Origin of the sequence: Enterococcus sp. LX10 (assembly GCF_023539285.1) — a bacterium.
Taxonomy (GTDB): domain Bacteria; phylum Bacillota; class Bacilli; order Lactobacillales; family Enterococcaceae; genus Enterococcus; species Enterococcus faecalis.
In genome coordinates this window covers 1,238,532-1,252,758 of the sequence record NZ_CP092784.1, presented here as the reverse complement: position 1 = coordinate 1,252,758, position 14,227 = coordinate 1,238,532, and the positions used below count along the sequence as shown (strand labels likewise).

The window sequence follows — 14,227 nt, the reverse complement described above, 5'->3', positions numbered from 1 at the left end:
AAAGGAGGGAAAAATTGAATAATTCAATAGAAATAACCAAGATCTGCGTAGCATTGAACAATAAAAACATCTTGAATAACTTGTCGCTTACATTAAATACGGGATCAATCACATGTATTGTTGCCCCAAATGGTACAGGAAAAACGACTTTTTTTAAATCAATCGTCCAACTTATCCCGCTCGAATCTGGTGAAGTAATAGTTGACAAAACATCAATCAAAAACAGAACTGACTACAATAAAAAAATCTTTTTCATAGAATCCGCGAATCAATTATTTGCAAATCTTACCGTTTACGAGAATATGCAAGTAGCGGCCAAGTTATGGAAACATGATGCTAATTTTGAATCAATCATTAACTTAGTCGGTGTTAACACGTACATAAACAAAAAAATTAAACACCTTTCTGCAGGTATGAAGCAAAAAGCCTTGCTCTCAGTCGCCATCGCTAGTGGTGCGTCTTTTCTGATTTTTGATGAGCCATTAAATGGTCTCGATATTGAAAATGTTGAGTACCTAGCAACCGTCTTTCTTACTTTAAAAGAGCAAGGAAAAACATTACTTTTGTCATCTCATAATATTTTCGAAATAAGCAAGCTTTGTGATGCAATTTATTTTTTAGATAGCGGTATTCTGAAATCAGCGTCACTAGACTATCTACAATTAAAAGAAGAATACTACGAACTATATGCAACGAAAGGTCGTGCCTAAATGATAAAATTTGAACTAATTAAAATTTTTCGAGAGAAAACCACTTATTTTCTGTTTGCATTATTCGTTCTCGTTATTAGCGTTCCTTTTTTTCTAGGAAATGCCAATTTTAATTATGTAAAATATTACGAAGATAATTACTATGCCGGCATAACAACGATTGAAAGTATCAAAGATGACCCAACTGCAACAAAAATCGTTGAAGACATCAAGGAAACAAATGGTTATTTAAAAAAACTCATTGATTCTCTAAAGAAAGGAGATCAAAAAGCGATTGTTGAAAATGAGTATAACTTGGAAAAAAAAACGCTAGAAGGAATTCTAGATGGTAGTTTGCAAGCTAGATCAATTAGTGAACAAAAAAGTATAGTGGCCGTACTGGAGTATTTAAAAAACAATGGGCTAAATAAAACGAGTGATAATCCAAAAAAGATGGGCGTGATCCAATATCTAAATTTGGTTTTTTCTTCTCCTCAATTAATGCAAATTATTTTAATTCTGGTTAGTTTCCAGATTGCTTATTTATTTAATTTAGACTATAAAAAACATAATTTCATTTGGTATTGTGTTTCTCCTAACTCTTATGTACGAACATATTACACCAAACTTTTTGCCATTGTTTTGTCGCTCTTTGCAAACCTACTCAGCGCATTTCTCCTTGTACTTGCATTTGTCTTTCTAAAAAATGGACTGGGTGTGTTTAATTACCCGATTGCCACCAGTTCGAAAAATACGGAAGTCAATTTGATAGCAACAGGTGACTTTGTCGTTAAAACAATCTTCTTTTTTATATTATTTCTAGCATTTCTAGCATTGTTAAGTTTAGTATTCAGCATTCTAACAAGTAATTTAATTCTAAATCTCTCTGTTTTAATTATTCCATTAGTGATCGGACAATACGATGTACTCAATACGTTACTTAACGAGAACTTAAAACCTTACATTCTCTTAAGCTACTTGGATATGCCTCATATTCTATTAGGTGGTGACATTATGAGACCTTTGCGAAATCCATTGTTAACCTATCAAAACGGTATCTTAATAACTCTTCTCACCATTCTCGTACTTGTCATAACCTCTCTAACTATCTTGCTCTGTCCTTCTCAAAAGTTGATAGCAAAAAAAACTAGAACCTAAACAAAAAAAACCACCACGACCGTCGTCTGTGGTGGAAATGAAGGTTGTTATTTACTCTTGGTAGGAGTAAGTATGAAAAAACCAATTCGGGATAATTGGCATAACGTAAGTATAGTAGTTTGTGCCTTTTTTATCATGAGTTTCAGCTATATTTTTTATAAAACTTTTATTAGAACACCATTAACAGTCCTTTATTTAGATTCTTTAAAGCGTTTTCTTTTATTGAACATATTGTTTTAAACATTCGATTTCCTGTGCTACACTTACTTTTAGAAGGGGGATTTTATTATGGCAAATCAAAAAAAAGATAGCTTATCAACATTATTTTCTGAAGAAGTTCATGGACCGTTTGTTACCTTCTTGTTTAACACCCATGTCGCTCACCAAAACGTAGAAAAAGATTCGCTTGTTTTGAAAAATTTTGCAAAAGCGGCAAAAACACGCTTTGAAAAAAAATTTCCTGAGGAAAAATGGGCTGTTTTTCAAGAAAAAATTGACGCACTTCTAGCTGATGCTTCCTTCTGGCGCAACGGCACAGCAAGTGTTTCAATCATCTTATCTCCAGAGAACACCTTTGTTCAACGATTAGATGTGCCCGTTGACGATCAATATTACGTGGACACGATTCCTTATTTACTTGGACTAGTCAAAGACAAACAATTTAACTACCATTATTACCTACTTGCTCTAAATCGCGATTCAATGAAACTTTACAAGGTCGATCATACGACTGTGACTCCTGTTGAATTGCCTAAAGATGCACCAACAGACGTGGTCACAGCTTTAGGTGATGAATTAACGGGTGGTAATTTAAACTTTTCAACTCAAGGTAGTTCTAACGGTTCTAAAGAAGGTGTCGCTTATCATAGCATCAATACTAAAGATAAAGAAGTTGAAATTGATTGGGTGAACTACTATCAAGCAGTCGATACTTTCTTAAAAGATCAACTGGATAATCCTGAAAAATTACCGCTTTATCTTTATGCTTTACCAGAAAACCAAACACTCTTTAAAAAGATTGCTAAAAATCCTTATTATGATTGCTCAATTTCAGTTGCTGCTTCACCTGCACAAGCAACCATTCAAGATATCCGCAGCGCTAGTGAAAAAATAGCTGCAGAGTTAACAGAAAAAGAAACAGCTTCTTATAACAAATTACTAGATCGTAAATTCTTAGATCAATTTACAGATATTTCGCCAGCGGCAGCTGACGGCAAAATTTCCCATCTCTTTATTGCAACGTCACTCTTTGTTACTGAAAACAATGAAATGTCATCTGAAGAGTATGATCGTCGCAAACTTTTAAACACCATTGCTTACCAAGTTATTCAAAACGGCGGTCAAGTTTTTGTTTTAGACCAAAAAGCTGCACCAGATGAAAAGTCTTTAGCGGCTATCCTCCGTTATTAAAAACAGGCAAAAAGCCCATTGTAAGAAAGTGCCTTACAATGGGCTTTTTTTCTGAGACTTATTGAAACAGCACTATAACAGCCTTATCTTCACTTTCTAGTTTTTAAAAAACATCCGATAAAAAAGAAAATAAGGTTATCGCTATACAAAAACCAGTTAGTATGCTATAGTAATAGATGTAGTTTTTGTTCGGTAATATGGGTAGCTGTTTCAAATAAACATCTTCCACATTTTTCACCTTTCAAGTAATTGCAAAATATGAATGTGTTATAACACACATCTAGGAGGATATTTATTATGGAAACAGGTACAGTAAAATGGTTTAACTCAGACAAAGGCTTTGGCTTCATCACTGCAGAAAACGGAAACGATGTATTCGTACATTTCTCAGCTATCCAAGGTGACGGCTTCAAAACTTTAGAAGAAGGTCAAGCAGTAACTTTCGAAATCGAAGAAGGTCAACGTGGCCCTCAAGCAACTAACGTTACTAAAGCTTAATTAAACAATACTGACTCAAAAACCTGACGTTAATCGTCAGGTTTTTTTTATAAAAAAAGAACAAGAAAACTTTCTGAAACTAAGTGCTTCCTCTATTTTTTTTGAAGAGTTTTCGTTATACTGAAGAGGAAAAATGTTTTAAAGGAGTTTATTTATGCAATTTTATGGTGATTTAACCTTTTTAGGTGTTTATTTATTGGGTCTCTTTTTCATTCCCTCGTGGCGGAAAAAGAAAAAAGAACACGATTGGTTGCCGTGGATGTTTGGCTGGACCGTCTTTATGTTCTTCTCATATGTTTTATATTTAGAAATCATTCGTGGCACAGCCTTCTTTTTAATTCCCATTGCTTTTTTTGGCTTGTTTGCGCTCTTCTACTTCAAAGAAAAAAGGCGTTTACTGAATGGAACATTATTTAATATTTTTCTTGTGGTTCTAGCGACTTATTTAGGGATTACTGCGATTCGTACAAACAACTACTTTCTAATCACCTTAGCAATTATTGCCCTGCTGGCAATTTTTATCGCTTTGGCTTTAGGACTCTATGCCTTAATTATTTTCCTTTATTGGAATGCGGTCGTTGTTATGAGAAAAGAAGGTCGGTCTCTAGGGAACTTGTTGACGTTGTTGCTGGCAATTGGCTTAACATTACTATTAATCTATAATTTCTTTTTTCAATCGTTGTTACCAACGTGGCTCTCCTTACCCTTAACTATTGCGCCATTTATTTTGACTTATTTCGCGTTTGTTTTTTATAATTTTTTAACTGTTTCTACGTTGTATCAATTTAATCAGCCAAAATATACACAGGATTATATTGTTGTGTTAGGTTCGGGGTTAATCAATGGTGAGATTGTGCCGCCGTTATTGCAAGCCCGCATCAACAAAGCCATTCAATTTTACAAGGCTCAAAATCGCGCAACGTTAAATCCACCAAAAATCGTCATGTCTGGTGGCCAAGGTCCCGATGAATTACTTCCTGAAAGTGTCGCGATGAAAATGTATGCTTTGACACAAGGTATTCCTGATGATGATATTTTAGTAGAAGCTCATTCAAAAAACACCCTGGAAAATATGCGTTTTTCCAAAGAAACAATGATTGAGGATTTTGGAAATGCTAATTTCCAAGCCATTTTTACTACAAACAATTATCACCTTTTCCGAGCGGGTCTTTTCGCTCGAATGGCTGGCTTAAAAGCTGATGGCATTGGTGCAAAAACCGCTTTTTATTTTTTACCTAACGCGTTTATTCGAGAGTTCATCGCCATTGTAGTGATGTACAAACGTCGCCATATTATTGTTTGCGGCCTAGCTGCCATCGGTATGGTTATGTTATTCTTAACAGGATTGATTATTCAGTAAAGAAGGAGTTTCCCCTATGAGTTTGTATCAAAAATTTATTCAAAATGAACGTTTGCGACGTTTTTGCGTCCTTGCTTTGATTATTTTTGTGCTTTATTTATCCAGAAGCATGATTACAACAATTCTTTTAACATTTATCTTTACCTATTTAGCTGTTCGTTTGGTCCATTTTGTTCAACGCTATATGAAAATCCCGACGATTGTCATCGTTCTCTTAACCTATGCATTGGTTGTTTTTCTAATCTATTTAGCGATTACTAAATATGTTCCCGTTCTAGTTAACCAAACGACTCAAATGATTAATTCTGTAGTTGATTTTTATCAAAGTCCACATACAGATACAAATCAAGTATTGCAATTTATTGATCAATACTTGGAAAAATCTAACTTACTCTCTCAACTCCAGAATGGCGCTTCAATGATTTTACGCTACATTCAAGATATTGGCGCTGTCGGTTTATCATTTGTCATGTCCTTTATTTTAAGTTTCTTCTTTATGATTGAGAAGAAGCAAATGGCTGATTTTTCTAAGTTATTTTTAAAAAGTGATTTTGATTGGTTTTTTCAGGATATCTATTATTTCGCCAACAAGTTCGTTAACACATTTGGTGTCGTAATGGAAGCTCAGTTTTTCATTGCTGTGGTGAATACAGTCATTACTACCTTGGCCTTGGCGATAATCGGCTTTACTCAGTTACCTAGTTTAGCCATTATGATCTTCATTTTGAGCTTAGTCCCAGTTGCTGGTGTGATTATTTCTTGCATTCCGCTAAGTTTCATCGCTTATTCCCAAGGTGGCTTGAACGATGTGATTTATATCTTAGCTTTAATTACAATCGTCCATTTATTTGAATCTTACGTGCTAAATCCTAAATTCATGTCTAGTAAAACAGAGTTACCAATCTTTTATACGTTTGTCATCTTATTAGTTAGTGAGCGTCTCTTTGGTGTATGGGGACTTATTGTAGGAATCCCTGTATTCACTTTCTTCTTAGATGTCTTAAAAGTAAAACCGATTCGTGGCCTGAAACGGCTACCTAATGTGAAAAAAAATAGTTCAGCAGAATAATTTCTGCTGAACTATTTTTTATTGTTTTCTTAAATCATTTAAAATAGCCAAGGCTCGGTCTTGGTTCATCGTTTTTTGACGTTTTAATTGTTGAGCGACTGCCTCAACTTCTTTACCAGTAGCTCCGACCGTCATCGCTAAAGAACGTGCTTGTAGAGCCATGTGTCCTTTTTGAATTCCTTCAGAGACTAAGGCCCGTAACGCCGCTAAATTTTGTGCCAAACCAACAGCCGCTACTACTCGACTTAGTTCTTTTGCATCCGTCACTGCTAACAAATCAGCGGCTGCTTGAGATTTAGGTAAGACTTTTGTGGCACCGCCAACCGTGGCTAAAGCAAGCGGAACTGAAATTTCACCAATTAGTTGTTCGCCATCCAGCGTCCAACTAGTCAAGCCTTGGTAGCGACCTTCCTTCACCGCAAAAGCATGACAAGAAGCGCTAACAGCGCGTGTATCATTTCCTGTAGCTAAAACTACAGCTTCAATGCCATTCATGATTCCTTTGTTATGCGTGACTGCCCGATAAGGATCTAATGAAGCATAGCGTGAAGCTAAAACAATTTTTTCAGCAATTTCCCGGCCATTGCTCCCCTTACTTAAACGTGAAACTGGAATAGCCGTTTTCATCGTAACAACCGACTCCGTGGCATAATTACTTAAAATACTGAATAAAATCTTTTGCTCCGCAAACCATTCACGGAACAACTCGGCCACACCTTCCAACATAGCGTTAACGATATTTGCCCCCATTGCATCCTTAACATCTACTAAAAAGTCGACAGATACAAACGATTCATCAAAAGCACGATATTGCAAATCTCTTAAGCCGCCGCCGCGTTTAACGATAGATGGATAACTTAACTCTGCTTGTTGAAAAATTTCCGCTTCTCTTACTTGTAGTTTATCAATCAACGACTCGGGGTCTGCAACATCGTAAAAAACGATTTGTCCACGCATTAAGCGTTGTTGACTCACTGTTTTAAATCCTTGTGCTATTTTTGCACCATTACTCAAAGCCGCAATCACTGAGGGCTCTTCTGTCGCCATTGGTACCAAATAATCAGTTTCGTCCACTGTTAAATGTAAGCCAACGCCCATCGGCACTTCTGTTTCACTGATTTGATTTTCAATCATATGATTGGCAATCTGCGAAGATAAAGCCGTATTTTCAAATTCTTTTTTTGTATCAGCAGAAATCCGGCCTTCATTAAGAAGAGAAGCTAGGCGTTCCTCAGGACTCATTTGATAAAATCGGCTGTTTTTTTTTTGCTGAGGTCTCTCTAGTAGCATAGCGAGTCCTAAGCCACCGCCGATACATAAAGAAGCCACGCCATATTTCTTTTCTTTTTGATTTAATTGATAACTTAAACTCGTTAATAAACGAGCACCTGTGGCACCAATCGCATGACCTAATGAAATACCACCACCATAAATGTTAACCTTTTCCTCTGGTAAAGCCAGTTCTCTTTGGACCACGATTGAAGTTGCTGCAAATGCTTCGTTGATTTCATACAGATCAATTTCTTCCGTAGTAAGTTGATTCCGTACTAACAGTTTTTGAATGGCTTTAATCGGCGAAATTCCCATATAGGCTGGATCAATACCGACTTCCACACTGTCTCGAATAATAGCTAAATAAGGAAGACCGTTTGCTTCGGCATATTCTTGTGAAGCAATAATCAAAGCAGAAGCCCCATCATTAATGGTTGATGCATTCCCTGCTGTCACAGTACCGTCTTCTTTAAAAACAGTTTTAAGCGTTCCTAGCTTCTCAACGCTCGAATTAGGGCGAATCCCTTCATCTTTCTCCACAAGCGTTCCTGATACTTCTAAGGGGGCTATTTCGTCAGCGAATATCCCTTCTGCTTGTGCTTGAGCTGCTTTTAATTGTGAATGTACAGAAAATTGATCTTGCTCTTCTCTGGTTACATGATACTTTTCGGCCACATTTTCAGCAGTTAAACCCATTGCTTGACCACTAAAGGCATCCGTTAACCCATCGTACATCATACTAGAAAAAGGCGCATCGTAGCTTTCTGTTTCGTAATTAAATCGTTGTAATTTAGGTGCTTGGGACATATTCTCAATCCCGCCAGCAATTAAAACTTCCGCTTCCCCTAATTGAATCAATTGTTTCGCCAAAATAACGGCCTTCATTCCTGATCCGCAGACCTCATTAACCGTCATTGCGGGAATTTCATGAGACAAACCGCTGTTTATTGCTATTTGTCGTGCGGGATTTTGCCCATTTCCAGCTTGTAAAACATTTCCAAAGATTACTTGATCAATTTCTTCAGAAATAGTGGAATGTCTTTTTAAAAGTTGTGTTGTAACATGTGTTCCTAAGTCTACGGCACTTACTTGACTTAAGCTGCCTTTATATTTTCCAATTGGTGTTCGTAATGCATCAATAATAACTACTGTTTTCAACTAAATGCACCTCCATCTTGAAATATATCATAAAATCCCAGAATCACAAGTGCCAATTACTGAATGTTAACAGACTTATAAGATATTTTTTAATAATCTATGAAGTTAATACAAAAATTCCCCATTTTGGTTCATTTCGTGCTATTTTATATAATGAATCTATTTATCGTAAAGGAGTTAAAGAAATGACAATTGGGATTGATAAAATTAGTTTTTTTGTGCCCCCTTATTATATTGATATGACGGCACTGGCTGAAGCCAGAAATGTAGACCCTGGGAAATTTCATATTGGTATTGGGCAAGACCAAATGGCGGTGAACCCAATCAGCCAAGATATTGTGACATTTGCAGCCAATGCCGCAGAAGCCATCTTGACCAAAGAAGATAAAGAGGCCATTGATATGGTGATTGTCGGGACTGAGTCCAGTATCGATGAGTCAAAAGCGGCCGCAGTTGTCTTACATCGTTTAATGGGGATTCAACCTTTCGCTCGCTCTTTCGAAATCAAGGAAGCTTGTTACGGAGCAACAGCAGGCTTACAGTTAGCTAAGAATCACGTCGCCTTACATCCAGATAAAAAAGTCTTGGTTGTCGCGGCAGATATTGCAAAATATGGCTTAAATTCTGGCGGTGAGCCTACACAAGGAGCTGGGGCGGTTGCAATGTTAGTTGCTAGTGAACCGCGCATCTTGGCTTTAAAAGAGGATAATGTGATGCTGACGCAAGATATCTATGACTTTTGGCGTCCAACAGGCCATCCGTATCCTATGGTCGATGGTCCTTTGTCAAACGAAACCTACATCCAATCTTTTGCCCAAGTCTGGGATGAACATAAAAAACGGACCGGTCTTGATTTTGCAGATTATGATGCTTTAGCGTTCCATATTCCTTACACAAAAATGGGCAAAAAAGCCTTATTAGCAAAAATCTCTGACCAAACTGAAGCAGAACAGGAACGAATTTTAGCTCGTTATGAAGAAAGTATCATCTATAGTCGTCGCGTAGGAAACTTGTATACGGGTTCACTTTATCTGGGACTCATTTCCCTTTTAGAAAATGCAACGACTTTAACCGCAGGCAATCAAATTGGGTTATTCAGTTATGGTTCTGGTGCTGTCGCTGAATTTTTCACTGGTGAATTAGTAGCTGGTTATCAAAATCATTTACAAAAAGAAACTCATTTAGCACTGCTGGATAATCGGACAGAACTTTCTATCGCTGAATATGAAGCCATGTTTGCAGAAACTTTAGACACAGACATTGATCAAACGTTAGAAGATGAATTAAAATATAGTATTTCTGCTATTAATAATACCGTTCGTTCTTATCGAAACTAAGTATTTATATCCCCCGATTCAATCAACAAAAGAGCTAGACATTCAAGTTTTTGCTTGAATGTCTAGCTCTTTTTATGAAAGCCAAACTTCTTTGACCCCGTCTGTCACTGCGATACCATCTGTCAAAGCTAAACGTTGTGAATAAGAAACGTAGCCATAATAAACATCAACACCGCCGCCATTGTTCCAAGTAACAGTGATTTTAACATTTGGAGTAATCGATTTTGTAGCTGGTTGGGTCGTCGGGCGATAATTAGTCGTATCATAACTTAAAATAGTGCCCGAAGCTCCACTTATTTCGGCTTTTCCTGTGTAAATTTCGCCATTCGTATTCGTCTGCGTGACCGCTCCATTCGCTTCAATGATCAAACCCGCTTGCTTTTGATCTCCTCGTGGATAATAAAAAAGATACGTGGTTGCCCATTTAGCAAATTCATCTGGAATTGGTTTAAGTGATTCCGTTGGTGCCGGACTCGACTTCGTTTGCTTTTCAACCGCGACTTCTTCTTGTCTTTTTAAGCCTTCATTATTTTGATTATTTAGTTTCTCAACCGTTTCTTTAACGATTGAATAATGAGGTTTCCCTAAATCGCTAACAGGAATCGTAGCTAATTTTTCTTCTGATTCTTTATATTGCCCCTCTGCCGTTAACTTTTTAGCTTCTGTAATAATGGCATCATACTTGGTTTGGTCTACGGAAGAGGATGTGCTTTGTCCCGTAGCTTCGACTTGTTTTGTGACACTGGTTTTTTCCGTGGTCACGTCTGACGAACTTCCACAAGCACTTACAAACATTGAGCTAACGATTAATAAACATCCCACAATCACATGCTTTTTCATCTTTAAATCCCCCATTTGTTTATCTTTGTTATTTTTTGTTACTTAAATTATCCCATAGATGAACAAAAGAAACCATTATTTATAAAAAAGTTTAGCAAGCGCTTCAAGAGAGGCACTTGCTAAACTTTTTTCTCACTGTTATTGATTGATTACTTTGACTAGTTCTTCAAATAATAATGCACTAGATGCTGCGCCTGGATCAATATGACCAATTGCTCGTTCCCCTAAATAAGAGGCACGTCCTTTTTTCGCCACCCAATCTTTTGTTGCTTCAGCAAATTGTTCAATTTTTTCTTCATTAAATTGTTCCGTTCCAATTACTTCAGCAACAGGTGCCCAGATATCAACCATCGTTTTATCTCCTGGTTCAGCTTTGCCACGCATCTGAATCCCAGCTAGACCTTGCTGAACAATTTCTTTTAATTGCTCTGGCGAACTGATGGTTTCCAAATCTTTTGTCGCTTTAGTCATATTCATAAACGCAGTACCATATAAAGGACCAGAAGCTCCGCCAACTTTTGAAATCAAAGCCATGGATAGGACTTTAAATGTCTCCGTGATTGTTGTTGGTACTTTTTTGTCAAACGCAATTTTGTATTCAGCCATACCACGAGCCATGTTGTTACCGTGATCCCCATCACCAATCGGCGTGTCTAATTCACTTAAATAGTCTTTTTTTTCTTCAATAACTTTTGAATAATTGTCTAACCATGTTTGAATGTCTTTTACTGTTAATTCCATCTTTTATCACCCTTACCAAGAAATTGTTGTTACATTGCTTTCTAGCGCTGTTTGCCAGTCTTTTGTCGCCAAGTCAATCATCGTTAAAGATAATCCTTGCATGTCAATAGACGTCATATAGTTACCCACTTTATGGAAGGTCACTTGAACACCTTTATCTTCTAATAATGTTAGCACGTCGTTCATAAATACAAATTGTTCCATTAATGGCGTGCCGCCCATGCCATTGACAAGTACCCCCACTGTTTGTGGTTGTTGCTCATAGCTACTTAATGTTTTTTCAACTAATTCTTTCGCTAACTCTTTCGATGGTTGGATTTTTTCACGACGATAGCCTGGTTCTCCGTGAATCCCTACGCCAAATTCAATTTCATCTTCTGGTAAAGTAAAACCTGGCTTGCCAACTTCAGGCACAGTGGCTGCTTTTAAAGCCACTCCAATTGTTTTCGTGGCTGATACAATCTTTTCTCCTAAAGAAACGAGCTCTTCTAAAGAAGCACCTTGGCGGGCATGATGTCCTAAAATTTTATGGACAAGAACAGTCCCGGCAACGCCGCGTTTTCCAGCGGTATAGGTGCTATCTTCGACAGCAATATCATCATCGACAACGACCATTTCTACATGAATGTCTTCCATATCAGCCATATCTTTGGCCATTTCAAAGTTCAAAATATCGCCTGTATAATTTTTTACGATTAACAGAACACCGGCCCCTTGGTCTGCCGCTTGGATCCCTGTTAAAATTTGATCTGGTGTTGGTGAAGTAAAGACATCACCTAAAACTGCGGCATTTAACATTCCATCACCAACAAACCCAGCATGTGCAGGCTCATGACCACTTCCGCCACCAGATACTAACCCAACTTGTTTGTTTGAGTCGTTGCGAGCAATCACGCGAGAATCTTCGACTTGATGAACAAGGTTTCCATAGCTTTTCACAATTCCTTGGAGCATTTCTTCGACAATTTTACCAGGTTCATTAATAATTTTTTTCATTTAGTTCCACCCTTTCTTACCAGCATTTTGAGCTTCTGCTAAAATTTGCGTCAAATCATCTGAGACACCTGCAGTAATTGCTGCCGCAAAGGCACCTTCAACCAATGGTGCATCGACTAAATGATAATGTTTCTGTTGGTCTTCTTCTAGCATATCAAAAGCTAATTCTGAACTTAAAACGGCACTGCCTAAATCGGCAAAAATTAAAAATTCTCGGTCAGAGTCCGCTTCGTTAATCGTGTCAATGATTTTCATTGGATCTGAACCTAATGAACCATCTGATGTGCCACCAAGTGAATGAATCGTAATTTCTTCACTGGCATTCATCTGTTCAATCATCTCTTTAATACCATCTGTAATCATTTTGCTATGTGAAACGAGTAAAATATCTGCTTTCATGTGGACACTTCCTTAATCTAATTTATGTCTTGTTTTATATTCTTGTCCGACTTTATCTGCAACAATGATTGCATTCGCTACTTCTTCAACGACAATTGGGAATGGCATTGAATGAATTGATTCTTCTGGAATGCAAGCAATTTTGGCTACTTCCAATGCTTCTTCATAAGTGATTTCATCGACACCAATGTCTGAAAGCGTTAATGGTAAACCTACAGAAGCGCTAAAGTCTAAAACAGCTTCTAATTCGTCTTTTGCTGCATCTTCTAATACAAGTTGTGCAATCGTTGCAAAGGCTACTTTTTCACCATGTAAATAACTGTGCGCACCAGGTAAGACTGTCATACCGTTATGAATCGCATGCGCTGCAGCTAAACCGCCACTTTCAAAACCTAAGCCTGAAAGTAAGATATTTGTTTCGATAATCTTATTCAATGATTCAGTAACCACATTTGCATCACAAGCTAATTTCGCTTTTAACCCATCTTCCTGTAGGTTTTCCCAGCAAAGTTTTGCCATGGCCAAAGCTGCATATGTGCCGCTAGCAGCAGGCGTTAAGCCTTCTCTTGAACCCATTGGCAAACTAGCATTAACCCGAGAATATGAATTGTGTGTTGCGCGTGCTTCAAAATATGTGGATAAGGCATCCCCCATTCCAGCAACTAAAAATCTAGTTGGCGCTTTGGCAACCACTTTTGTATCAACCATAACGACGCTTGGACTTTGTTTAAAGTAAGCATAATCATCAAATGAGCCATCTTCATGATATAGTACAGCTGAATGCGAAGTTGGTGCATCTTGAGCCGCAATCGTTGGTACAATAATTAAGTTTTCACCTTCTGCTACGACTTTTGAAGCATCGATTGCTTTACCGCCACCTAAACCAATGATACAGTCTGCTTGTTCTTTTTGTCCAACGTTTTGCAAGCGCTTTGTTTCTTCACGCGTTACTTCTCCACTAAAGCCACCCTCTACGAAGGTAATGTCAAACTTTTTCGCTGTTTCTTCCAATTGTGGACGTACACGATCAACGTCAGCAGGATTTGCAATTAGTAACGCTTTTTTTCCAAAAGTTGAAACGAAGTAACCTAAGTTTAGTAATTCATCTTCCCCTTGAACATATTTCGTTGGTAAAATCAATGCTTTTCTCATGTTGATAGCCTCCTATATTTTGTTTACATTCATAGTATAAAACGCTTTCATCCAAAAAGCATTGAACTTTTGGTATCGTTTTCTTGCAAAAAATGATAGAATTATTTTGTGAAATAATAAAATATTATGATTTTTAAACTTTAGATTG

Annotated in this window: 13 protein-coding genes; 7 read left to right on the top strand and 6 right to left on the bottom strand. The window is 37.4% G+C overall.

All coding sequences use genetic code 11. From position 1 onward, the window contains the following. The first annotated feature begins 14 nt into the window (after positions 1–14). From MKZ30_RS05980 to MKZ30_RS05955, 6 genes are all read left to right on the top strand, one after another. Positions 15–710, top strand: coding sequence for an ATP-binding cassette domain-containing protein (locus MKZ30_RS05980; RefSeq protein ID WP_010816483.1), 696 nt, complete (start codon positions 15–17; stop codon positions 708–710). Next, positions 711–1,847 (top strand): hypothetical protein, encoded by a 1,137-nt coding sequence (locus MKZ30_RS05975; protein WP_002419780.1) that lies wholly within the window; start codon positions 711–713, stop codon positions 1,845–1,847. It begins immediately after the preceding gene. A 288-nt stretch (positions 1,848–2,135) separates the two neighbouring features. Then, positions 2,136–3,257 (top strand): baeRF6 domain-containing protein, encoded by a 1,122-nt coding sequence (locus MKZ30_RS05970; RefSeq protein ID WP_002357749.1) that lies wholly within the window; start codon positions 2,136–2,138, stop codon positions 3,255–3,257. 297 nt (positions 3,258–3,554) lie between these two features. Further along, a complete protein-coding gene (locus MKZ30_RS05965; RefSeq protein WP_002357750.1) occupies positions 3,555–3,755 on the top strand; it encodes a cold-shock protein in 201 nt (66 codons plus the stop codon). A gap of 154 nt (positions 3,756–3,909) precedes the next feature. Continuing rightward, on the top strand, positions 3,910–5,115 hold the full coding sequence (locus tag MKZ30_RS05960) for a YdcF family protein (RefSeq protein WP_002382277.1): 1,206 nt from the start codon (positions 3,910–3,912) through the stop codon (positions 5,113–5,115). A 16-nt stretch (positions 5,116–5,131) separates the two neighbouring features. Beyond that, entirely contained in the window at positions 5,132–6,184 is a 1,053-nt protein-coding gene (locus tag MKZ30_RS05955; RefSeq protein WP_002357754.1) for an AI-2E family transporter, read from the top strand. Positions 6,185–6,202: 18 nt separating this feature from the next. On the opposite strand, the gene MKZ30_RS05950 is transcribed toward MKZ30_RS05955, so the two are convergent. Next, positions 6,203–8,614 carry a hydroxymethylglutaryl-CoA reductase, degradative gene (locus tag MKZ30_RS05950; RefSeq protein ID WP_010715151.1) on the bottom strand — a complete coding sequence of 804 codons (2,412 nt, stop codon included), beginning with the start codon at positions 8,612–8,614 and terminating at the stop codon, positions 6,203–6,205. A 185-nt stretch (positions 8,615–8,799) separates the two neighbouring features. Here MKZ30_RS05950 and MKZ30_RS05945 point away from each other — a divergent pair, with 185 nt between their 5' ends. Next, the gene (locus MKZ30_RS05945; protein ID WP_002357756.1) at positions 8,800–9,951 is read left to right on the top strand and encodes a hydroxymethylglutaryl-CoA synthase; all 1,152 of its coding nucleotides are present in this window, start codon (positions 8,800–8,802) and stop codon (positions 9,949–9,951) included. A gap of 72 nt (positions 9,952–10,023) precedes the next feature. Here the strand turns inward: MKZ30_RS05945 and MKZ30_RS05940 are convergent, their stop codons facing one another. From MKZ30_RS05940 to MKZ30_RS05920, 5 genes are all read right to left on the bottom strand, one after another. Further along, positions 10,024–10,806: a peptidylprolyl isomerase PrsA family protein gene (locus MKZ30_RS05940; RefSeq protein WP_033601144.1), complete on the bottom strand. Its 783-nt coding sequence runs from the start codon at positions 10,804–10,806 to the stop codon at positions 10,024–10,026. A gap of 123 nt (positions 10,807–10,929) precedes the next feature. Further along, a complete protein-coding gene (gene dhaL / locus MKZ30_RS05935; RefSeq protein WP_033601146.1) occupies positions 10,930–11,532 on the bottom strand; it encodes a dihydroxyacetone kinase subunit DhaL in 603 nt (200 codons plus the stop codon). Between the two features lie 12 nt (positions 11,533–11,544). After that, positions 11,545–12,528, bottom strand: coding sequence for a dihydroxyacetone kinase subunit DhaK (gene dhaK / locus MKZ30_RS05930; RefSeq protein ID WP_002363860.1), 984 nt, complete (start codon positions 12,526–12,528; stop codon positions 11,545–11,547). Next, positions 12,529–12,927, bottom strand: coding sequence for a dihydroxyacetone kinase phosphoryl donor subunit DhaM (gene dhaM, locus MKZ30_RS05925; protein WP_002357762.1), 399 nt, complete (start codon positions 12,925–12,927; stop codon positions 12,529–12,531). Between the two features lie 12 nt (positions 12,928–12,939). Next, positions 12,940–14,079, bottom strand: a complete 1,140-nt coding sequence (locus MKZ30_RS05920; protein ID WP_002363858.1) for a glycerol dehydrogenase — start codon at positions 14,077–14,079, stop codon at positions 12,940–12,942. Positions 14,080–14,227: the final 148 nt, after the last annotated feature.